Origin of the sequence: Paraburkholderia humisilvae (assembly GCF_902859855.1) — a bacterium.
GTDB classification, from domain to species: Bacteria; Pseudomonadota; Gammaproteobacteria; order Burkholderiales; family Burkholderiaceae; genus Paraburkholderia; species Paraburkholderia humisilvae.
On record NZ_CADIKH010000002.1, the window covers coordinates 309,060 to 330,929 of the forward strand.

Sequence of the window (21,870 nt, forward strand, 5' to 3'; positions counted from 1 at the left end):
CGCTCATGACGAAGTCGATCTTCATCACCGGCGCCAGCAGCGGCCTCGGCCGGCACACGGCGATCCATTTCGCGCAGCAAGGCTGGAATGTCGCCGCGACGATGCGTGATCCCGACCGGGAGACCGAGCTTGCGGCGCACGAGCGGATCCGTCTCTTCAAGCTCGATGTGACCGATCCTGTGCAAGCACGCGCTGCCGTCCACGCAGCTGTCGATGCATTCGGCGACGTCGAGGTCGTCGTCAATAACGCCGGCGTGGGCTCGTACGGTCCGCTGGAATTTGCCGAGGAAGACACGATCGACTGGCAATTCGCGGTGAACGTGCGCGGCCCGATCAATGTCATTCGCGCGTTTTTGCCGCACTTTCGCGAGCGCAAAGGCGGCCGGTTCATCAATATCAGTTCGTTTATGGGCGTGACGACCGCGGTGCCGACCGGATCGCTGTACAACATGTCCAAGTTCGCACTCGAAGGTCTGACCGAAGGGCTGTACTACGAGCTCAAGCCGTTCAATATCGAATTGCATCTCGTCGAACCGGGCGGGTTCAAGGGCAACCGCTTTGTCGAGAAAGTGGTGTTCAACACGCATCCGGATATCAGGGACTACGATCCGCTGATTCGCAAGGTGAATGCGCTGATGAAATCGGCGGACGAAAGCTTGAGAGACGATCCGCAGTGGATCGTCGACGAGATCGATGCGCTAGCGACCGGCAGGAGCGATCGGTTCAGGACATTGGTCGGTAAAACCAGCAAGGATCTGATGCAGATGCGCGCATCGATGCCGATCGAAGACTACCTGGCGACAATCGCAGCAAACTTCGCATAGCGAATCGCATCGCGCCGCCGTGTGTTCGACTACGCATTCGATCGCGCGTGCGACCGCGCATTCGAACCTGCGTCGCAGAGCCGAAGCATCGCTGCCCCGGCTCCCGAATCGCGCGCGGCGCCGATTCTCGCAACGGATTCAACCGGCCCCAGCCATCATTCAATGCTTGAGACAGGTGTCCGCATTTTTCCACGTGCAGGTATCGAGACCAGTGTGGATGATCGGCTTGACCGTCTTTCCTTCAGCAAGGTCACGCATGACCATCGCAGCCTGATAACCCATTTCCTCCGGCCGCTGACCGACAAGGACATTGACCTTGTGGTCCTTCAGCGCCTGCAGTTCCGGTCCGAGCGTATCGGCGGAGACGATCACGAACTTGCCGCTCGCGATCTTGTCCATGATCGGCTGGACGACCTGCGAATAAGCCTGCGGCGCAAAGAGCGGCCAGCCGCCCTCGAGCACAAAGGCATCGAGCCCCGTGGCGTTGGCGGTCAGCGTGTCCTGCATCATCTGATTGGCCTTCGCGGCATCGTCGTTCACATAGAGCGGGCAGGCGCTGATCTCATGCCAGCCGTTCTCGCCGGCAAGTTTCGCGATGTTCTTCTTGCCGGACAGCGCGTCGCGCGTGCCCTGCGCACGCTGGTTGATATTCTCGGCCGCCGGGTTGCCCATCACGAGACAGATATTGCCGCCCTTCGGTTTCAGCAGCTTCAACTGCTCGCCGAGCTTGTAGCCCAGTTCGTAATTGTCGGTGCCGACGTAGCTCTTGCGCAGCGACTGGTCCTTCGGCAGCAGATCGGCATCCGCGGTGATCACTGGAATCGACGTGTTGCGGCGGCGTATCACTTCCGCCACGGCCGGCGCGTTCGACGGCGAGATCGCAATGGCCGCCACGCCTTTGGTCAGCAGGTCGTCGATGATCTGTACTTCGGCGCTTTCGTCCGCCGCGGTTGCGGGGCCGGTGTAGTAGCAGTTGTAACCCTGCTTGTTGAGTTCCTTGTTCGCCCGATCGCATCCTTGATGCATCAGGTCGAAGTAGGGGTTGTCGAGACCCTTCACCACCAGTGCCAGAGTCTTATCGGCCGCGAACGCGGGGGAGGCCAGCATCGCGAAGCCCCCGATTGCAGCAAGACACATCAACATTTTCTTCATTGTTTCCTCCTGTTCGGCGCCGGCTGTGCGGTGCCGCTGTCTGCTCGCCCATTTTCACAACGATCCCAGGAAAGCTCGTGTTCGAGCTTTAACCTCCCCGCGGAATCTTGCGGTGTTGCGAACATCTGCGGCCGGACGTTCCGCGCATCGCCCGGCCGCACCGCCTCCCATGGCACTCACCGCAGCGCGGTGCGTGCGTCCGAAGACATGTCAATCTTGTTGCCGCTCGCTGCCGAGCCGGTTGAAAAGCACGGCGACAATGATGAAGGAACCGACGACCGTGCCCTGCCAGAACGAGTCGACGCCGAGCAGAATCAGGCTGTTGCGGATCACTTCGATGAGCGCTGCGCCGATCACGGTGCCAAAAGCGCTACCGATGCCGCCCATCAGATTCGTGCCGCCGATCACCGTCGCGGCGATGACACGCAGTTCGTCGCCGGTGCCGAGGCCCGTCGTCACCGCGCCGAGCCAGCCGACTTCAAGGACGGCCGCGACGCCTGCCATCAGGCCGCCGAGCACATAGACAGAACAGAGCACGCGGCGCACCGGAACGCCGGTGAGATTCGCCGCATGGCGGTTGCCGCCGACTGCGAACACGTAGCGCCCCCAGCGCGTAAACGCAAAGGCGAACCAGAAAAGCACGGCAAGGACCACGAGGAACCACACCGGATTGGCGACGCCGAAGGTCGAGCCGCCCCCCAGCGCGAGGAGTTTGCTACCGTCGGGGCCGAACTCGAAAATGGTCCGGCTGCGGGAGATCACCAGCGCGAGGCTGCGGCCGACGCTCAGCATGCCGAGCGTCACGACGAACGGCTGCATGTTCAGATAGGCGATCAGCACGCCGTTGACGAGGCCAACGAACCCGGCGGTCAGTAGCGCGAGGCCGATGCCGGCCCAGATCGGATAGCCGGCATTCATGACGACCGAGAGGACGACGCCGCTGACGCCGATGGTCGAGCCCACCGAAATATCGATGCCGCCCGTCACGATCACCGCCATCGCGCCGAGCGCGACGATCGCGACAAACGCAAAGTTGCGCGTGACGTTGAACAGGTTCTGCGATGTCGCGAAGGTCGAGGTCGTCAGCGACAGCAGAATGCAGGCGACGATCGTTGCGAGCACGACCCAGAACACCTGGCTCGCGAGCAACCCGCTCCAGCGGGTATGCGTCTTGGCCGATTGCGGATCGTCAAGCAAGGTCTGCATCGGCGTAGGCCTTTCCGGCGCATCGTTCAATTTCAGGTCTCCTCTGCTATGCGATGGCAGGTTCAGGCGGTGGTGATCGCTCCGGTGATGAGTCCGGTGACTTCTTCCGGAGAGGACGCGGCCGTGCTTTTGTCCGCGACTTTACGTCCGCGCCGCATGACGACCACGCGCTGGGCGACGTCGAAAACATCGGGCATGCGGTGGCTGATCAGGATGACCGCAATGCCATGCTCGGACAGGCGTCGGATCAGGCCGAGCACCTCCGCCACCTGGCGCACGCTGATCGCGGCCGTGGGCTCATCCATGATGACGAGCCGCGCGTCGGACAGGCGCGTACGCGCAATCGCCACCGCCTGCCGCTGACCGCCGGACATTTGCCGCACCAGATCGCGCGGCCGCGTCTCCGATTTAAGTTCTTTGAAGAGTTCACCGGCGCGCCGGTACATCGTCGCGTGGTCGAGAATGCGAATCGGGCCGAAACCGATGCGCGGCTCGCGGCCGAGGAAGACATTGGCGGCTGCCGTCAGGTTGTCGCAAAGCGCGAGGTCCTGATAGACGACCTCGATCCCCTGGGCGCGCGCGTCAACAGGTTTGCTGAAATGCACAGGCTTGCCGTCGATGCGGATTTCGCCGTGCGACGGCGGAAAATTCCCGGCGATGACCTTCACCAGCGTCGATTTGCCGGCCCCGTTGTCGCCCATCAGACCGACCACCTGGCCCGGCTCCAGACTGAACGTCACGTCGTTCAGCGCATGAATGGCGCCGAAGTGCTTGGAAATGCCTCTGAGTTCAAGAAGACTCATGGCCTGTCGCGCTCGCTCCAGTAGTCAAGCCCACGGGTTCGGTTCGGTCGGGCAACGACTGACATGCTAGTGAGCATGTCTTTATAAAACAATTGCGGGTTTCTCCCGACGATCGGTCGAGAAGCGAAACAGGAGACAGCCGATCAGGGGGCAGCGCTGCACCGCCGGCGCGCTAGAACCGCATGCCCGTCGAACATCCGCCGGCAAATCCGCTGCCGCTGCCACCCGTGAATCCGCAAAGCGTGCCGCATCCGGACAGTGCCACCGTCAACGTAATGGCGCCGAACGCGGCACGAGCCAGTGACTTCGCGCGAGCTGCGTATCTTGCGCATCCGACATCTGTCGACATCGATTCCGGCTCCTCACTTCCGGCATGGGTCCTTTGCGCAGAGTCGGGAGGATTGACCGAAATATGCAATCGCAAGCACATCAATATGTTTTGATTTTGCATATTTAAACACCCAAACGCTCAACCATATCTTTGCCGGAAGCGCTAGCAATCAGATAATTCCGAATCCAGGTTGTCTCGTCTATGTTACGAGTGAAACATATACGCCGGGTGCTGTTAGAATGCCCGAGCCGCAACGTAGTGGATTGCAAATGAAATTGCTTGATGCGCTAGTCGAACAACGCATTGCCGCCGCAGCCGCGCGTGGTGAATTCGACGAATTGCCGGGCGCGGGTGCGCCGCTCAATTTCGAAGACGACCCCTTGGTCCCCGAGGAAGTGCGCGTCGCGAACCGGATTCTGAAGAATGCGGGCTTCGTGCCGCCGGCCATCGAACAACTGCGGGCGCTGCATAGCCTGCAGGACGAACTGGCCGCAGTGAGCGACCGGGCGACGCGCTGCCGGCTGCAGGTGAAGATGCTTGCGCTCGATATGGCGCTCGAATCGCTGCGCGGCGGCCCGATGCTGGTGCCGCGCGACTACTGCCGCCGAATTGCTGAGCGCCTGTCGGAGCGTGTAGCCGGCGCCGATGCCGACGACACGACCTCATAGTGGCCGCTGCCGCGGACAAATCCGTCGCGATGCCGGCGCATGCCGGTTCCGAAATCAGCGCGGTCGAAAAATCTGATATATCTGAAGACGAAACGGCGATAGCGCCGCACGCGCGTTGCGCGTCCTCAGAGACTCCCTTGCTCCCTGAACCTGAAACCGCCTCCGAGCGTGACCGCTATTTCATGCGGCTCGCGCAAGCCGCCGCCGAAGAGGCGCGTGCGGCCGGTGAAGTGCCGGTTGGCGCGGTGCTCGTGCGTGGCGACGAAGTAATCGCGAAGGGATTCAACCATCCGATCGGCGCCCATGATCCGTCCGCGCATGCCGAGATGGCGGCGCTTCGAGCGGCCGCCGACAGGCTGCAGAACTACCGCTTGCCGGGCTGCGAGCTGTTTGTGACGCTCGAGCCTTGTCTGATGTGTGCCGGCGCGATCATGCACGCGCGCATCGCGCGCGTCGTGTTTGGCGCGCGCGATCCGAAGACCGGCGCATGCGGTAGCGTCGTCGATGCATTTGCGAATACGCAGCTGAATCATCACACGGTAGTGATCGGTGGCGTACTCGAAGCCGAATGCGGGCTCGCGTTGAGTTCGTTTTTCGCAGACCGGCGGCGCGCCGCACGTGATGCGCGCGCCAGACTTGCCGCGTCGACCGGCGTCGGCGATGATGCCGGCGGCGCGACAAACGCATCCGGCACCGCCGTCGAAGCCCGGGACAGCGGCGACCCCGGCACGCGCTGGCCGCTTTGAACGGCAAACCGGAGTTGACGCAAAAGCGTAGTCGTCGCGCCGCTCACTAACAACAACTCACCAGCCGCTTATGATCGCGCACCGCAAAATCGAACTGATTGCGCCCTCGGGTTACCCGCACGATCCCACGGCGCTGCATCTCGCGCTGCAGCGCCTGCGTGCGCAAGGCCATCATCTCGAGAACATTCCGGCAACGCAGCGGCGCTTTCAACGCTTCGCGGGCACGGACAGCGAGCGCGCCGCGGAACTGAACCGGCTCGCCGATCCGTCGCGCGACCTGCCGGACATCGTGCTGGCGGTGCGCGGCGGCTATGGCGCGGTGCGTATTCTGCATGGCCTCGACTACGACGGTTTGCAGCGTCGCTTGCAGGATCAGCCGATCGCCTTCGTCGGACACAGCGATTTCACCGCGATCCAGCTTGCGTTGCTCGCGCGCTGTGGCGTCGCGTCGTTCGGCGGACCGATGCTGGTCGGCGATTTCGGCGCGCCGGCGGTCAGCGAATTCACGATGCAGCACTTCTGGCATGCGCTGACCCAGCCGACCTTCACCGTCACGAGCACCGTGCCGCAGGTGCAGTCGGCGGACGTCACCGGCACGTTGTGGGGCGGTAACCTGGCCGTGCTGACGTCGCTGGTCGGCACGCCGTATCTGCCGCCGGTCGAAGGCGGCATCCTGTTTATCGAAGACGTCAACGAGCAGCCGTTTCGGCTCGAACGCGCGATTTATCAACTGCAGCTGGCCGGCATCCTCGACCGGCAGCAGGCGCTGATCCTCGGCGATTTCTCCGGCGGCAAGCCGTTCGAGTACGACAACGGCTACGACCTGAGCGCGATGATCGAGCAGGTGCGTTCGGTCGTCGGCATGCCGGTGATCACGGGGCTGCCATTCGGCCATGTCCCGGACATGGTGACCTTGCCGGTGGGTGCCGATGCGCATCTGGTGGCGGATGCGCATGGTTTCCGGCTCACGCTGTCCGGACATCCCGTGCTCGAATGAGCTGAAGAATAAAAGAGCGGAGCTGATTGGTCTCGCTCGTGTGCACACACGCGAAATCACGGACGCGTGTCGACGACGCTCGACATTTTGTCGACAAAATGTCCCCGCCGCGTAAACCTCCCTTCCATTGAAGTAAGCCCATCCGTCATGCGCTTCAGGTAGTCAGCCGCGCCAGACAAGGCGGCTGCGCCCTGTGCTGACTAGGATTCCATGAGAATTGTCGAAAATTCAGTATAAAAATTGTTGACAATTCTTATCGTCGTCCTAAGATGCATCTCAATAAACGGCCAGCCCGATCATGTCCGACACGTCTACCGCCCCGTCGAATGGTTCGAAATCCGAAGCGATCGCTGAGCGCATTCGCGCGGCGATTCTCGAGCATCGCCTCGCGCCCGGTTCGAAGCTGACTGAAGCGCAGTTATGCGATGTGTTCGGCGTCAAGCGTGGACCGATCCGTCAGGCGCTTACGCTGCTCGCGAACGACCGGCTTGTCGACCTCGAACCGAATCGTGGCGCGTTCGTCGCGAGTCCGACGCTGCAGGAAGTGCATGAGGTGTTCGAGATGCGCCGCATCATCGAGCTGGCGGTCGTCGAAAAGATCTGCGCGGGTGGGCATGGTGTGAAGCGCCTGAAGTCGATTGGCGGAATGATCGGCCGCGAGCGCAAAGCGTTCGAGACACGCGACTTTCCCGCATGGATCAGGTTGTCCGGCGAATTCCACACCGAGCTCGCGTCGCTGACCGGCAATACGGTGCTGTGCGATTGCCTGAGCGGACTGGTTGCGCGCTCAACGTTGATCTCGGCGCTGTATGAATCGCTCGGACGTAGCCCGTGCTCGTTCGAAGACCACGAAGCGATTCTCGGCGCACTCGACGCCGGCGATGCAAAAAGCGCTGCGTCATTGATGTCGCGCCATTTGCAGAGCGTTGAACTGAAGATGCTCGACCGGCCGGCGACCGGCCCGGCCGATCTGCACGAAGTATTCGGCACGCGCGCGGGACCGCGCGCATCAGGATGAGGCAGGCGTTTGCCGCACGCTCGCGTGCGGTGCGCGCTGCACTGAATTCGAACTGAAAGATCGCGATATACGCGCCACCGCCAGGCGGCACGCATCACGCGGCGACGTTCCGGCAGAGGTCCGCGGCTTCTGCCGAAGCCATTAGAACAAGTACGAAAGTACGGAGACAACCGCGGCAAAGCGCATGCGAAACACATCGGCCGCCACTTGACGACGAGCGGCCGCATGACTGGCATGCACGATGCAATGGCGAATCGGTTTTGACGCGGGTTTTGACCCGGGTATCGACCCAGGCATCGACCCAGGCATCGACCTGCATTCGACCGATGATCCCAATCCTTGGAGGAGTTCATGGCTCAGTTCAGCGCGGCACCGGGCAACCCGGCTATTCCCGCATACGAAGACAGCAGCGTCAGCGGCGTGGCGGCAATCGAACCACCGCTGCCTGCCGGTTATAGCGAACGTCTGTACAACGAAGATCTTGCACCATTGCACAAACAGACGTGGGGTGCGTACAACATCTTCGCGTTCTGGATGTCCGACGTGCACAGCGTGGGTGGCTATGTATTCGCGGGAAGCCTGTTCGCGCTTGGCCTGACGAGCTGGCAGGTGCTGATCGCGCTGCTGGTCGGCATCACGTTCGTCAATGTGCTGTGCAACCTGATCGCTAAACCCAGCCAGCAAAACGGCGTGCCTTATCCGGTTGCGTGCCGTGCGACGTTCGGTGTGCTCGGCGCGAATGTGCCGGCCGTGATTCGCGGCCTGATCGCCGTCGCGTGGTATGGCATCCAGACCTACCTCGCATCGAGCGCGCTGGTGATCGTCGTGTTGAAGTTCTTCCCGCAACTGCTTCCGTATGCGGATGTGCATCGTCACGGCTTCATGGGCCTGTCGACGGTCGGCTGGTCTGGCTTCATGCTGCTGTGGGTGCTGCAGGCGTTCGTATTCTGGAACGGGATGGAGACCATCAAGAAGTTTATCGATTTCGCGGGCCCGGCAGTCTATGTCGTGATGTTCATCCTCGCCGGTTACATGGTGTGGCGCGCGGGCTGGCGCAACATCGGCATCAACCTGGGCGGCGTCAAGTATCACGGGATGGAGGTCGTGCCGGTGATGATCACGGCGATCTCGCTTGTCGTGTCGTATTTCTCGGGCCCGATGCTGAATTTCGGCGATTTCTCGCGCTACGGCAAGAGCTTTCGCAGCGTGAAGCGCGGCAACTTCTGGGGCTTGCCGGTCAACTTTCTCGCGTTCTCGCTGGTGACCGTCATCACGACCGCCGCGACGCTGCCGGTGTTTGGTGAACTGATCACGGATCCCGTCGAAACGGTAGGCCGTATCGACTATCCGACCGCGGTGATTCTCGGCGCGCTTACGTTCACGATCGCAACGATCGGCATTAACATCGTCGCCAACTTCGTTTCGCCTGCGTTCGACTTCTCGAATGTCGCGCCACGTCTGATCAGCTGGCGCGCGGGCGGCATGCTGGCCGCGGTCGCGTCGATCTTCATCACGCCGTGGAACCTGTTCAACAACCCGGCAGTGATCCACTACACGCTTGACGTGCTCGGCAGCTTTATCGGGCCGCTGTATGGTGTGCTGATCGTCGACTACTACCTCGTGAAGCGCCAGAAGATCGTGCTTGACGATCTGTACACGGTGTCGGAGCAGGGCACGTACTGGTATCGGAACGGTGTCAATTACCGTGCGGTCGCGGCGTTGCTGCCGGCAGCGCTGATTGCGGTGCTGTGCGTGATGGTGCCGGCGTTCGGCGGTCTCGCGAATTTCTCATGGTTTGTCGGCGCGGCACTGGGCGCCGTGTTCTATCGGATGCTCGCGCACAAGTGACATGATCGCCATGCAGTCAAGCGCGCACTCGCGCGGCAACAGGAGTCGATATGCGTATCAAACTGATCAACCCGAACACGACCCAGCGGATGACCGAGACGATGGGTCGTTGTGCGCGCAACATCGCCGCGCCGGGTACGGAAATCATCGCGGTGAGCCCGACGATGGGGCCGCCTTCGATCGAAGGCTACTACGACGAAGCATGGGCGACGCCGGGCCTGCTTGCTGAAGTGGTGGCGGGCGAGCGCGAAGGCTGCGACGGCTACGTGATCGCATGCTTCGGCGACCCGGGCCTCTATGCGGCGCGTGAAGTCGCGCGCGGCCCGGTGATCGGCATCGCCGAAGCGGCGATGCACGCGGCAAGTGTGATCGCGCCGGGCTTCTCCGTGGTGACGACGCTGTCGCGCACCTGCGGCATGGCGTGGCACCTTGCCGAACGCTACGGCATGAAGCGCTTTTGCCGCAACGTCCGCGCGACCGACGTCGCGGTGCTCGATCTCGACCAGCCGGGTTCGGCCGCGCGCCGGATCATCGTCGACGAATGCCGGCGAGCGCTCGATGAAGACGGCTCGGATGCGATCGTGCTCGGTTGCGCGGGGATGGTCGAGCTATGCGCGGAAATCGAGGATGCGTTGGGGGCGCCGGTTGTCGAGGGGGTGACGGCGGCGGTCAAATGGGTCGAAGCGCTGATTGCGCTGCGCCTGTCGACCGCGAAGCGCGGCGACTACGCGCGCCCGCTGGCGAAACGCTACGACGGCGCATTTGCCCGCTTCAGTCCGACCGAAGGCGATGCGCAGAATTCGATGCGGGTAAACGCGAACCACGCGGCGAACGCGACGATGAGTACGACCGCGGATACCGCGACGAGCGTCATGGCAAGTCGCAGCGCAAACGCCGCCGCCGAAGATGGCGCATCGCATATACATCCAGTCTGACCCGCACTATCGGCCCGGGTGTATGCGCGCACCCGGGGGTTTTGGCTACACTGGCTGAACCCTGCCGCACCGCGCGTGAGCCCGTATCGTCGAGCGTGCATCAATGCCACGCCGCGTGTTCAAGTCAACCGCTGTTTCCAGTCAAATCATGTCACTCGATCCGAACTATCCACGCGACCTGATCGGCTATGGCCGTCATCCCGTGCAAGCGAACTGGCCCGGGCGCGCGCGTATTGCCGTGCAGTTCGTGCTCAATTACGAAGAGGGCGGCGAGAACTGTGTCCTGCACGGCGACACCGGGTCGGAGCAGTTTCTGTCGGAGATCGTCGGCGCCACGTCGTTTCCTGCGCGACACATGAGCATGGAGTCGATCTACGAGTACGGCTCGCGGGCTGGTGTGTGGCGCATTCTGCGCGAGTTCGAAAAACGCGGTCTGCCGCTCACGGTGTTCGCGGTCGGCATGGCGATCGAGCGCAATCCGGAAGTCGCGCGCGCGTTCGTCGAACTCGGACATGAAATCGCCTGCCATGGCTATCGCTGGATTCACTATCAGGACTTCACGCCGGAGCGTGAAGCCGAGCATATGCGGCTTGGCATGGAGGCGATTGAGCGGGTGACCGGCGTGCGGCCGCTTGGCTGGTATACGGGCCGCGACAGTCCGAACACGCATCGGCTGGTCGCGGAGTATGGCGGCTTTCTGTACGACTCCGACTACTACGGCGACGACCTGCCGTTCTGGATGGACGTCGACGTCACGGGCGGCGCCAAGGTGCCTCAACTGATCGTCCCATACACGCTCGACACCAACGACATGCGCTTTGCCACGCCGCAGGGATTCAACACCGCGGACCATTTCTTCACGTATCTGCGCGACGCATTCGACGTGCTGGTCGAGGAGGGCGACGAAGCGCCGAAGATGCTGTCGATCGGCATGCATTGCAGACTGCTCGGGCGCCCGGGGCGTTTTCGCGCGCTGCAGCGCTTTCTCGATCACATCGAACAGCACGACCGCGTGTGGGTGACGCGCCGTATCGACATCGCGCGGCACTGGCGCGAGCACCATCCTTATCAGCAACCGGAACGCGGGGAAACCGCATGAAAGCGATGCAAACCACCCTCGATCAACTGAACCGCGTGTCGACGGATGCGTTCGTCGCGACGCTATCGGGCATCTTCGAACATTCGCCGTGGGTCGCCGAAGCGGCCGCCGAATTGCGCCCGTTCGCGAGCGTTGACGACCTGCACAGCAAGATGTCGCTGATCGTCGAAACGGCAGGGGAGGCGAAGCAACTTGCGTTGATCAACGCGCACCCGGAGCTCGCGGGCAAGGCTGCGGTACGTGGCGAATTGACCGCGGAATCGACGCGCGAGCAAAGCGGCGCGGGCCTTGATCAATGTACGCAGCAGGAATTCGACACGTTGCTGCGCCTGAATGCGGCGTATCGAAACAAGTTCGGATTCCCATTCATTCTGGCGGTACGCGGCTATGACCGGCACGGCATTATCGCGAACTTCGAGGCGCGCGTCGGCAGTAGCCGCGCGGATGAATTGCGCGCGAGCCTCGAGCAGATCTATCGGATCGCGCGTTTCCGGCTCGACGACCTGATCGGCAGCTGAACGCGCACTCACGAAGACCGCGTACGAACCCGTACGCATCAAACAGACTTCAAGGAAGACAACGATGGCACTCCCGATTCTCGACCCCAATGCACCCGATTTCACGCGCCGCTATGTGAATCTCGCGGACCCGCGGCTCGGCGCGCAAGCGCTCGAAGCGAGCGACGAGTTTTTCGCGCCGAAAGACCGGATGCTCAATCCGGAGCCCGCGGTCTTCATTCCCGGCAAATACGACGAACACGGCAAGTGGATGGATGGCTGGGAAACCCGCCGCAAGCGCACGACCGGCTACGACTGGTGCATCGTGAAGCTCGCGCGGCCCGGCGCGATCAAGGGGCTCGACGTCGATACGAGCCATTTCACCGGCAATTTTCCGCCAGCGGCATCGGTGGAAGCGGCGCGCGTTGTCGGTGGCGCGCCGAACCAGTCGACCCAATGGACGCCGATTGTTCCTTCGACGACGCTGCAAGGCAACAGCCATCACTATCTCGAAGTGACCGACTCCAATGCGTATACCCACGTGCGCGTGAACATCTATCCGGACGGCGGCATTGCCCGCCTGCGCGTGTACGGGCAGCCGCAGGTCGATTGGGCGGGCGCGAGCCGTACCGAACTGTTCGATCTCGCCGCGATGGAAAACGGCGCGTATCTGGTCGGCGCAAACAACCAGCACTTCGGCGCGGCATCGACCATCCTGATGCCGGGCCGCGGCGTCAACATGGGCGACGGCTGGGAAACGCGCCGGCGCCGCGAGCCGGGTAACGACTGGGCGATCGTCGCGCTGGCGCAGCCCGGCGTGATCCGCAAGATCGAAGTCGACACCGCGCACTTCAAGGGCAACTTTCCGGATCGCTGCTCGATCCAGGCCGCCTATGTAACCGGCGGCACCGACAGTTCGCTGATCACGCAGGCGATGTTCTGGCCGGTGCTGCTCGGCGAGCAGAAGCTGCAGATGGACAAGCAGCACTTCTTCGAAAGCGAACTGGAGGCGCTTGGGCCCATTACGCATGTGCGCTTCAACATTATTCCGGACGGCGGCGTATCCCGTCTGCGGCTGTGGGGCACGCTCGCATGAACATCGCGTACGAAATGAAGACGCTGCGCATCGAGCCGTTGACGCGCGAAGCCTTCGCGCCGTTCGGTGATGTGATCGAGCTTGAAGGCGCGAAACAGATCCCGATCAATCTGGGCACGACGATCCGCTACCACGATCTTGCAAAGGTGGACGTGAGCGACGGCGGTGGCCGCACGCTCGTCAATCTGTTTCGCGGACAGCCGCGCGCGTTGCCGTTCGAAGTGAAGATGCTCGAGCGGCATCCGCTCGGCAGCCAGGCGTTCATTCCGTTTGACGACCGGCCGTACCTGATTGTCGTCGCCCCGGCCGGCGAACTCGATCCGCAGGCGATCCGTGCGTTCGTGACAGGCGGCTGGCAGGGCGTGAACTATGCAAAAGGCGTCTGGCACCATCCGCTGATCGCACTGGGCGAAGTCAGCGACTTTATCGTCGTCGATCGCGGCGGCGACGGCTTGAACCTGAACGAGCAGGATCTGGCTGAGTCGTTGTGGCTGACGGATGATGCGTTGAACGTCGTCACGTATTGATGCTGTCAGGGTGGCCCGCGACGGGGCGGGCCGCCTGGTTCTGTCGATTCACCGTCTAACGTTTTGCAAGCAAAGGCGAATGCCCGATCACCTCGCGCGCGGGTACGGGCGGCTGTGCGGAAGAAAATCCCGCCGCTTCGATTGCCTGGGTCAGGCCTTTCAGCCTTGCGCCTTTCTTTGGGCTCCGCAATGAGGCCATGCCGTCGTTCCACGCGTGCAGCATCTGCTTGGCGACATTGCGCCATTGCGGTTCATTACGCGCCGCTTCGATGACTTGATGACCGACCTCGACGGCCGAATCGCATAGCGTTTCCACCATCTGGGCGTACTGTCGCGGTGGAATGCCCATGCGTGTATTGAAGAAACGTTCAAGTGTTTTGCCGGGCGCCCAGGTCTTGCGCCCTTCGACTGGCAGGCCCGGCGGATTCGTCGCGAATCGCGGATAGGCCTGCGTCGTCACGATGTCGTACACGGGGGAGAAGGCTACGTCGTCAGCGTTTGAATAGAGCAGGGCGACGTTTTTCGTGTGGCAGTCGGCATTGCGCACGACGTAATTGGCAAGCAGGTGCCAGCCGAGCTGTTCGAATTGCGTGCGCAGGTTTTCGCGCGACAGCAAATAGGCTTTCGCCGCCTTCAGCATTTTCTCCGTGGTCGAGTTGTATTTTTCGTGTGGCGGCAAGCCGAGTAGACCACACATGTCTTCGACACCGAGCATGGGCAGACCTTGTTCGTCGACGTCGAACCGTTCGACGACAAGTGCCCGGCCATCGTCGGACATCTGCGTGCGGGCGACCGGCACGACGCCGGCATGATCGAGCACACGCATCGTGTAGAACTCGTTGAAGCCGAGAAAAGGCGTGTTTTCGTCGGAGCCTTTAACGATGTATCGGCTGGTTCTGATCGTCGATTTTCCGAGGGATGCCGCAACGACAGGCGGTGCAGCGGTGCCGGCAGGCGACGCCTCGGGCGCGATAAACTTCGGCACCGCGCCGGAGATCGCGGCACGCGCGTAGTCGCGCACCAGCGCCGCGAAATGCTCCGTAGTATTGTCGCCGTGCAGGATGTCCTTGATATCCAGCGGATGCAGCTCGGTACCGGGCGGCACACCCTCCGGCGTCACCGCCACGCGCCCGATGCCGACCGCACCGACGACGGCGAGTAGCGAGAGATCGGTGCCGTCGAGCAGAGGACCAAATTGCTCGCGGATCAGATTGAGTAGGTATCCTTCCGGCAGATTCTGCCGGAAGAACGGATGCAGATCGCGCGGCCAGCGCCACGGTGCTTCGCGCACGGGCATCGTCAGACTGACGAAGTCCGCGGGCGCGGCATCGCCGTTGTATTGCAGCACGTACTCGTCGCGCTCGCGAAACAGCGAGGCGACCTGGCGGCCCCTTACATGGACATCGAGCTTCATCGATTCGGCCCCGGTGCTGCGCGCTGCTCGATGAGGATATCGTCGAGCGTACGACCGAACCCGTGGGCAACGACCTTGAGATCGCAGCCCGCGGCTTCCAGCAGACGCACGAGTACGGATACGCTCATGTCGCCCTTCGCAAGCGTTTCCATGCGCGCCACGGTGGTACGGGCGACACCGGCCCGGCGTGCCAATTCCTCTTGCGAGAGACTGGCTTCGTGGCGGGCTTCCTTCAACATGTCTGAAACATCAGCGAGCGTAGTCATTTTGTAGCCCTTGGGCGACCAAGTTTCGGATTTTCATGATTATTGTAGCTCAAGAGATACAACTCCATCATATGGAATGGTATCCCACGGGCCACAATTTCAACCGAGACGCAGTAAACTGTAGCTCGTAGGCTACAAAGCGCGGACCATGCGAGCCTTCCCCAGGCAACAAAAAGGCGGCCTCGCGCTCACACGCGAGGCCGCCTTTGCCCGATGCGCCCGGGGACAAACAGGCATGCGCCCGACCCTCCCGTTACCGCCGCAACCTACTGCAACGCGCCACCCTGGAACCACGCGGCGATCTTCTGCCGCTCGTCATCCGTCATCTGCGTGACATTGCCAAGCGGCATGGCCTTGAGCGTCACCGCCTGCTGATAGATCCGCTGCGCATTCTGCGAGATTTCAGCCGGCGTATCGAACATCACACCTGCAGGCGCGCTTCCCATCAGTGTCGGATGCGCGGAGTGGCATGCGACGCAGCGCTGCTGCAGGATCGGCGCGATATCCGCAACCTTGATCTTCGGCGCATTGGCGGCCTCGGCTTGTGGCACGACCGGCTTCGGCATCGTCCAGACGAGCGCAGCCGCCATCAGTGCGACGCCCGCGAGCGGTAGATACCACAACACCTGGCCCCGATGGCGCATCACGAAGAACTGCCGGATCAGCGCGCCGGCGAGCATGATCACGGCCAGCACCGCCCAGTTGTACGGATGCGTGTACGTCATCGCGTAGTGATTCGACAGCATCGCGAATACGACCGGCAACGTGAAATAGGTGTTGTGCACCGAGCGCTGTTTGCCGCGCTTGCCGTAGATCGGGTTCGGCGTGTCGCCCTTGAGCATCGCGTCGACCATCTTGCGCTGGCCCGGAATGATCACGAAGAACACATTCGCGGACATGATGGTCGCAAGCGTCGCGCCCATGATCAGATACGCGGCGCGGCCGGCGAAGATATGACACGCAAGCCACGCGCCGATCAGTACGACGAGTGCCACGCAAACGCCAAGTACGCGGTCGTTCTTGCCGAGCAGCCGGCACAGCGAGTCGTAGATGATCCAGCCGCCGGCGAGAAAGCCGACTGCGGAGGCGACCGCGACCACCGGCCCCATGTCGAGCACGTTCTTATCGATCAGGTACGTGTTTGGCGCGCACAGATAGAGCACCGTGAAGAGCCCGAAGCCGGAGAGCCACGTCGTGTATGACGGCCATTTTGACCAGTGCAGGTCGTCGGGCATCTCGGGCGGCGCGACCGTGTACTTCTGCATGTTGTAGAAGCCGCCGCCATGCACGTGCCACAGTTCGCCGAACACGCCGCGGCGGCGCTGGTTCGGGTCCTGAGGCGGCTTGAGGCTGTTGTCGAGCGCGACAAAGTAAAACGACTCGCCGATCCACGCGATCGCCGCGATCACGTGAAACCAGCGGATCGCGAGATTCAGCCAGTCGGTGATAAAGCCTTCCATGAAACTCCTCCACTTCCGATTCGTCGCAGGCGCGGGGCTGAAAGCGCGTTGCTACGCGTCAATCGAAGCACCACGCCTGCTGCGGGTGAGGCACACCGCTATTTTGCTTGCCGTTCCGGATGCGTCGCATTCCGTGGCGTGCCTTGATGGGGTCGCCCACCGGGCTGCATAACAGGTCCCGGCAGCGCCCGGCGCGCAATGCAACGATGCGTCGCGCGCGTTGCGTCGCGGCCGCTCAGTTGCCGCGGTACGTGCTATACGACCATGGCGAAACCAGCAGCGGCACGTGATAGTGCGCAGCCGCATCCGCGACGCCGAAGCGCAGCACGACGCGGTCGACGAAGCGCGGCTGTGGCAGTGGTGCGCCGGCCGCCGCGAAATAGTCGCCTGCGTGAAACACCAGTTCGTATTCGCCGGCGACGAGCGCGCCGCCTTCGAGCAGCGGCTCGTTGCAGCGGCCGTCAGCGTTGGTGGTGGTGGTTTTCAGCGCGCGGCGCGTATCGCCCGCGAGCGCGAAGAGTTCGATCTTGATGCCCGCGCCCGGACGGCCGTTCGCCGTGTCGAGCACGTGGGTAGTGAGCTTGCCCATTCGCGATTTTCCTTGGGTGAATGCGAGGTTTCAGCGGCAACCCGATCCCTCTACCAGGCGGCGGATCGAGGCTCCACGTCAGTGGCTACATACCCGTCGGCGGATTCAAGCGAGCGCCGTGACATGCATTGTAGAAACATTGACGAAGCTCGCGAGGCCGCGATAGGAAAGATAATGGCTAACGCATAAGCCGCGCGCCGCAGAGTCGCGCCCCCCGCGCGAGCGGCGCGCCGGACATGTCGGCGCCGGGGTCGGCCGGGCCGACTATATCGACGGCGTGAACCGCGGTATCGCGGCGGCACGCATTGCCAAGCGGATTTTGAACGCCGAAGGTGACCGCGATCAAGGAGGAAAGCATGACAGCGACGCAGCGCAACACCCGTGGCAGCATCCACACCATGCTGGTGAAACACGCGGACGTTCTGGTGACGATGGACGATACGCGGCGCGAGCTGCGTGACGCCGGGCTCTATATCGAAGACGGCCGGATCGTCGCGGTCGGCGCCACGGCCGATTTGCCGCAAACAGCCGACGACGTGCTCGACCTGCGTGGCCATCTGGTGATACCGGGTCTCGTCAATACGCACCATCACATGTACCAGACCCTGACGCGCGCGCTGCCGGCTGCGCAGAACGCCGAGCTGTTCGGCTGGCTGACGAGCCTGTACAAGGTGTGGGTGCACCTGACGCCGGAGATGATCGAGGTGTCGACGTTGACCGCAATGGCCGAACTGCTGCTGTCGGGTTGCACGACGTCGAGCGATCATCTTTACCTCTATCCGAACGGCTGCCGCCTTGATGACAGCATCGACGCGGCGCAGCGGATCGGTATGCGTTTTCATGCAAGCCGCGGCAGCATGAGCGTCGGGCAGCGCGATGGCGGTTTGCCGCCGGATACGGTGGTCGAGCGCGAAGCGGACATTTTGAAAGACACGCAGCGCGTGATCGAGGCTTATCACGACGAAGGACGCTACGCGATGCTGCGGATCGTCGTCGCGCCATGTTCGCCGTTTTCGGTCAGCCGCGACCTGATGCGGGAGTCCGCCGCGCTCGCGCGGCACTACCGCGTGTCGTTGCATACCCATCGGGCTGAAAACACCAACGACGTCGCGTATAGCCGCGAGAAGTTCGGCATGACGCCGGCTCAGTACGCGCACGACCTCGGCTGGGTCGGCCGCGACGTCTGGCACGCGCACTGCGTGCAGCTCGACGACGCGGGCATCGATCTGTTCGCGCGCACGGGCACCGGCGTCGCGCACTGTCCGTGCTCGAACATGCGGCTTGCGTCGGGCATTGCCCCGGTCAAGCGGATGCGGCTCGCGGGGGTGCCGGTCGGCCTGGGGGTCGACGGTTCCGCATCGAACGACGGGTCGCAGATGGTGGCCGAAGTCCGGCAGGCGCTGCTGTTGCAGCGAGTCGGTTTCGGTCCTGACGCGATGACCGCGCGCGAAGCGCTCGAAATCGCGACGCTCGGCGGCGCGACGGTGCTGGGTCGCGATGATATCGGTGTGCTTGCGCCGGGCATGGCGGCGGACTTCGTGTCGTTTGATCTGCGCCAGCCGCTTTTTGCGGGCGCGTTGTCCGATCCGGTGGCGGCGCTGGTGTTTTGCGCGCCGTCACAGGTGGCCCATAGCGTGATCGGCGGCAGGCAAGTGGTGAAAAACGGCGTTTTGAGCACCGTCGAACTCGGCCCGCTGATCGAGCGGCACAACCGTTTGGCGCGACAACTGGTCGAAGCCGCCGCATGAAACGGCCGATGCCACGCAGGATGTGACGCGCGACGTGGCGGCGGACACCCGTGCGGGCAGTGTCACTTGTCGATCAGCGTGCGCGTGGCTTCCGCGACAAGGCTGCGCAGCCACCGCACTTCATCGGAGTAATGCACGCGCTCATGCCACAGCTGGTAGTACTGCATCGGCGGGAAGTCGAGCGGCGCGGGCATCACGGTCAACGGCAGGAACTTTGCGTAGTAATCGGCGAAAAGCCGCGTCGTCGTGAAGATCAGATCGGATTTGATCAGCACGTACGGCGCGAGATTGAAGTAAGGCAGCGTGACGACCACATGGCGCTTTAACCGCTCGCGCGCGAGATGCACGTCGATTGCGCCGCGCTGGCCGACCGAATAGGGCGTCGGCGCGAGATGAGGGGCATTCAGGTACTGGTCGAGCGTGATTGAGCCGCGCTTCGCAAACGGATGCGTATTGCCCATCAGGCAGACGATCTGATCGACGAACAGATTCGACAGATGGAGCTGTTCGGGCGGCTCCGGCCAGTTGCCGACGACCGTGTCGAGTTTGCCGTCCTCGAGCGCGAGCTCATAGTCGAATGCGGGGCCGAGCGAATGGAATTCGAGCGTCGCGTTCGGCGCGGCCTGCCGGAAGCGTTCGACGACCGTCGGCACGAACAGCACGTTCAGGTAGTCCGGGCAGCCAATTCGATAACAGCGGATCGACGTCCCAGGATCGAAGCTGTGCTGCTGGAACTTGATGCGCTCGATTTCACGCAATGCGTTTTGCGTGGGTTCGAGCAGCCGCAGCCCATATTCGGTCGGCACCATGCCGGACTTGCCGCGCACCAGCAGCGGGTCGCCGGTGATGTCGCGCAGGCGGCGCAGCGCCGCGCTGATGGCCGGCTGCGACTGGTTGAGCTTGACCGCCGCGCGCGTGACGCTGCGTTCCATTAGCAGCGTATGCAATACGCGCAGCAGATAGGTGTCGATCGCCTCGCGTTGCTGACTCATGACCTCTCCGGAGTATATGTCGTGGCTGATCGTTGCATGGCGGGGGCATATCATTTTTAATATAGAAGCCACGAGCCGTCAAGAGAGGCTTTCCCGCAGAGCACGCTGCGGCGGGGCCGCCCGGCCCGATGTGCACAACCATTAGACGATGCTGGCGGACAAAAGAGAAATCGGGCCCACCGAAGTGGGCGATTCGCGGAAAACGCAGAAAACGACGAAGCCGTCGGACGAGAGCATGCCGCACCGGCACGGGTGCAGCATTTCAACGCGCATGTCGCGCGTTAGTCTTCGAGACGCAGCCCGACTTTGATCGTCACCTGCCAATGCGCGATCTGGTTGTTGTTGATATGTCCGCGCGTTTCGAGCACTTCGAACCAGCACAGATTGCGCAAGGTTCTGGACGCCTTGTCGATCGCGCCGCGAATCGCGTCGTCACTCGATTTCGGCGACGAGCCGGTGATTTCGATGATCTTGTACACGTGCTCGCTCATGATGCACCTCCGATGGGTCAACAAAAGTATAGGTAATGAGACTGCGGCGAATCCCCGGATTTGCATGCACTCGACGTGCCCGAGCGCACACACGGCACGCGACGCGCGCAATGTGTGGGCGCTTTCGCGACGCGTGCCGGGGCGCGGCGCTATGATGGGCGCCGAGGCGGCGGACGGAACGCAACGCTCAGGACACCATCGATCGACAGCGAGGAATCGAAACAATGGAAGTAGGTTTTTGCGGCCCGGGTTTGATGGGCGCCCCGATGATCCGGCATTTGCTGCGAGCGGGCCACACGGTTCACGTATGGAATCGCACGCCCGACAAAGCTCACGCACTGGTGAAGGACGGTGCGCGCGTTGTGCCGACACCTGGCGCGCTGGCCGGCTGTGCGGAGCTGATCTTCCTGTGCGTATCGGATGCGAACGCGGTCGAGCAGGTCGTATTCGATGCCGGACACGGTATCGCGCCCGCCACGCAGCGCGCGGCGGGCGCGGCGCGCGTGCGGCGCATCGTCGACCATTCGAGCATCGCGCCGTCCGCGACGCGCGGCTTCGCGCAACGCGCCGCCGCGGCGGGCATCGGCTGGGTCGACGCGCCGGTGTCGGGTGGCGTGGCCGGCGCGACGGCCGGCACGCTCGCGGTGATGGCGGGCGGCGCCGTCGCCGACGTCGAGGCGGTGAGGCCGGTGATCGGCGCGTACGCGGCGCGCGTCACCCATATGGGCGAAGTCGGCGCGGGCCAGACGGCGAAGCTCTGTAATCAGTCGATCGTCACCGCGACCGTCGCCGCCATCGCCGAAGCGGTCAGCCTTGCGCAGCGAAGCGGGATCGACGCCGCGCGGCTGACCGAAGCGCTCGCCGGCGGCTGGGCGGATTCGGTGCTGCTGCAAACCTTCGTGCCGCGCATGACGCGGCGCGGCGATGCGCCGATCGGCGCGCTGCGCACCTTCCAGAAAGACGTCGACACGATTGCCGCGACGGCCTATGAAACCGGCACGCCGATGCCGGTCGCGGGCACGGTGCAGCAGGTGCTGCGTCTTGCTGCTGCGATGGGCCTCGCGGACGCCGATTTCTCCGCTTTCGTCGACGTGCTGCAACCGGGTCAGCGCGGCTGAAAAGCCGCTGCCGGTCGGGCAGGAGGCAAGCGGACGGCATGCGTA

General features: G+C 63.0%; 22 protein-coding genes. 13 read left to right on the top strand and 9 right to left on the bottom strand.

Translation table 11 applies throughout. From position 1 onward, the window contains the following. Positions 1 to 5 precede the first annotated feature (5 nt). Positions 6 to 824: an SDR family oxidoreductase gene (locus HV796_RS03070; RefSeq protein WP_175224976.1), complete on the top strand. Its 819-nt coding sequence runs from the start codon at positions 6 to 8 to the stop codon at positions 822 to 824. Between the two features lie 159 nt (positions 825 to 983). Here HV796_RS03070 and HV796_RS03075 read toward each other — a convergent pair whose 3' ends face one another. The 3 genes from HV796_RS03075 to HV796_RS03085 form a co-directional block, all read right to left on the bottom strand. Further along, positions 984 to 1,976 carry a sugar-binding protein gene (locus tag HV796_RS03075; RefSeq protein WP_175224977.1) on the bottom strand — a complete coding sequence of 331 codons (993 nt, stop codon included), beginning with the start codon at positions 1,974 to 1,976 and terminating at the stop codon, positions 984 to 986. A 210-nt stretch (positions 1,977 to 2,186) separates the two neighbouring features. Continuing rightward, positions 2,187 to 3,182 (bottom strand): ABC transporter permease, encoded by a 996-nt coding sequence (locus tag HV796_RS03080; RefSeq protein WP_175225023.1) that lies wholly within the window; start codon positions 3,180 to 3,182, stop codon positions 2,187 to 2,189. 62 nt (positions 3,183 to 3,244) lie between these two features. After that, a complete protein-coding gene (locus tag HV796_RS03085; RefSeq protein ID WP_175224978.1) occupies positions 3,245 to 3,985 on the bottom strand; it encodes an ATP-binding cassette domain-containing protein in 741 nt (246 codons plus the stop codon). Between the two features lie 600 nt (positions 3,986 to 4,585). Between HV796_RS03085 and HV796_RS03090 the strand changes: the two genes are divergently transcribed. The 10 genes from HV796_RS03090 to HV796_RS03135 all read left to right on the top strand — a co-directional run bounded on the left by HV796_RS03090 (position 4,586) and on the right by HV796_RS03135 (position 13,747). Then, entirely contained in the window at positions 4,586 to 4,984 is a 399-nt protein-coding gene (locus tag HV796_RS03090; protein WP_175224979.1) for a DnaJ family domain-containing protein, read from the top strand. 29 nt (positions 4,985 to 5,013) lie between these two features. Further along, positions 5,014 to 5,730: a tRNA adenosine(34) deaminase TadA gene (gene tadA / locus HV796_RS03095; protein WP_175225024.1), complete on the top strand. Its 717-nt coding sequence runs from the start codon at positions 5,014 to 5,016 to the stop codon at positions 5,728 to 5,730. A gap of 70 nt (positions 5,731 to 5,800) precedes the next feature. Further along, on the top strand, positions 5,801 to 6,727 hold the full coding sequence (ldcA, locus tag HV796_RS03100; RefSeq protein ID WP_175224980.1) for a muramoyltetrapeptide carboxypeptidase: 927 nt from the start codon (positions 5,801 to 5,803) through the stop codon (positions 6,725 to 6,727). A gap of 298 nt (positions 6,728 to 7,025) precedes the next feature. Next, positions 7,026 to 7,745 (top strand): GntR family transcriptional regulator, encoded by a 720-nt coding sequence (locus HV796_RS03105; RefSeq protein ID WP_175224981.1) that lies wholly within the window; start codon positions 7,026 to 7,028, stop codon positions 7,743 to 7,745. 351 nt (positions 7,746 to 8,096) lie between these two features. Further along, positions 8,097 to 9,593, top strand: a complete 1,497-nt coding sequence (locus HV796_RS03110) for an NCS1 family nucleobase:cation symporter-1 (RefSeq protein ID WP_175224982.1) — start codon at positions 8,097 to 8,099, stop codon at positions 9,591 to 9,593. Positions 9,594 to 9,643: 50 nt separating this feature from the next. Beyond that, a complete protein-coding gene (locus HV796_RS03115) occupies positions 9,644 to 10,528 on the top strand; it encodes an aspartate/glutamate racemase family protein (RefSeq protein WP_175224983.1) in 885 nt (294 codons plus the stop codon). Positions 10,529 to 10,676: 148 nt separating this feature from the next. Continuing rightward, positions 10,677 to 11,627: an allantoinase PuuE gene (gene puuE / locus HV796_RS03120; protein WP_175224984.1), complete on the top strand. Its 951-nt coding sequence runs from the start codon at positions 10,677 to 10,679 to the stop codon at positions 11,625 to 11,627. Continuing rightward, positions 11,624 to 12,145, top strand: coding sequence for a 2-oxo-4-hydroxy-4-carboxy-5-ureidoimidazoline decarboxylase (gene uraD / locus HV796_RS03125; protein ID WP_175224985.1), 522 nt, complete (start codon positions 11,624 to 11,626; stop codon positions 12,143 to 12,145). Before puuE ends, uraD begins: the two co-directional genes overlap by 4 nt. Before the next feature lie 64 nt (positions 12,146 to 12,209). Continuing rightward, the gene (gene alc / locus HV796_RS03130) at positions 12,210 to 13,220 is read left to right on the top strand and encodes an allantoicase (protein WP_175224986.1); all 1,011 of its coding nucleotides are present in this window, start codon (positions 12,210 to 12,212) and stop codon (positions 13,218 to 13,220) included. A 14-nt stretch (positions 13,221 to 13,234) separates the two neighbouring features. Further along, on the top strand, positions 13,235 to 13,747 hold the full coding sequence (locus HV796_RS03135; protein WP_175225025.1) for an ureidoglycolate lyase: 513 nt from the start codon (positions 13,235 to 13,237) through the stop codon (positions 13,745 to 13,747). Between the two features lie 55 nt (positions 13,748 to 13,802). On the opposite strand, the gene HV796_RS03140 is transcribed toward HV796_RS03135, so the two are convergent. The 4 genes from HV796_RS03140 to uraH all read right to left on the bottom strand — a co-directional run bounded on the left by HV796_RS03140 (position 13,803) and on the right by uraH (position 17,476). Beyond that, positions 13,803 to 15,161 carry a type II toxin-antitoxin system HipA family toxin gene (locus HV796_RS03140; protein ID WP_175224987.1) on the bottom strand — a complete coding sequence of 453 codons (1,359 nt, stop codon included), beginning with the start codon at positions 15,159 to 15,161 and terminating at the stop codon, positions 13,803 to 13,805. Further along, positions 15,158 to 15,427, bottom strand: a complete 270-nt coding sequence (locus HV796_RS03145; protein ID WP_175224988.1) for a helix-turn-helix transcriptional regulator — start codon at positions 15,425 to 15,427, stop codon at positions 15,158 to 15,160. Before HV796_RS03145 ends, HV796_RS03140 begins: the two co-directional genes overlap by 4 nt. Before the next feature lie 266 nt (positions 15,428 to 15,693). Beyond that, on the bottom strand, positions 15,694 to 16,887 hold the full coding sequence (locus tag HV796_RS03150; RefSeq protein WP_175224989.1) for a urate hydroxylase PuuD: 1,194 nt from the start codon (positions 16,885 to 16,887) through the stop codon (positions 15,694 to 15,696). Positions 16,888 to 17,122: 235 nt separating this feature from the next. After that, positions 17,123 to 17,476, bottom strand: a complete 354-nt coding sequence (uraH, locus tag HV796_RS03155; RefSeq protein ID WP_175224990.1) for a hydroxyisourate hydrolase — start codon at positions 17,474 to 17,476, stop codon at positions 17,123 to 17,125. 356 nt (positions 17,477 to 17,832) lie between these two features. Here uraH and HV796_RS03160 point away from each other — a divergent pair, with 356 nt between their 5' ends. Next, positions 17,833 to 19,224 (top strand): 8-oxoguanine deaminase, encoded by a 1,392-nt coding sequence (locus tag HV796_RS03160; RefSeq protein WP_175224991.1) that lies wholly within the window; start codon positions 17,833 to 17,835, stop codon positions 19,222 to 19,224. A 62-nt stretch (positions 19,225 to 19,286) separates the two neighbouring features. Here the strand turns inward: HV796_RS03160 and HV796_RS03165 are convergent, their stop codons facing one another. Further along, complete coding sequence (locus tag HV796_RS03165) at positions 19,287 to 20,216, bottom strand: LysR substrate-binding domain-containing protein (protein WP_175224992.1); 930 nt, start codon at positions 20,214 to 20,216, stop codon at positions 19,287 to 19,289. A gap of 281 nt (positions 20,217 to 20,497) precedes the next feature. Beyond that, the gene (locus HV796_RS03170) at positions 20,498 to 20,707 is read right to left on the bottom strand and encodes a dodecin (RefSeq protein ID WP_175224993.1); all 210 of its coding nucleotides are present in this window, start codon (positions 20,705 to 20,707) and stop codon (positions 20,498 to 20,500) included. 224 nt (positions 20,708 to 20,931) lie between these two features. On the opposite strand from HV796_RS03170, the gene HV796_RS03175 reads away from it, so the two are divergent. Next, complete coding sequence (locus tag HV796_RS03175) at positions 20,932 to 21,825, top strand: NAD(P)-dependent oxidoreductase (RefSeq protein ID WP_175224994.1); 894 nt, start codon at positions 20,932 to 20,934, stop codon at positions 21,823 to 21,825. The last annotated feature ends 45 nt before the right edge of the window (positions 21,826 to 21,870 follow it).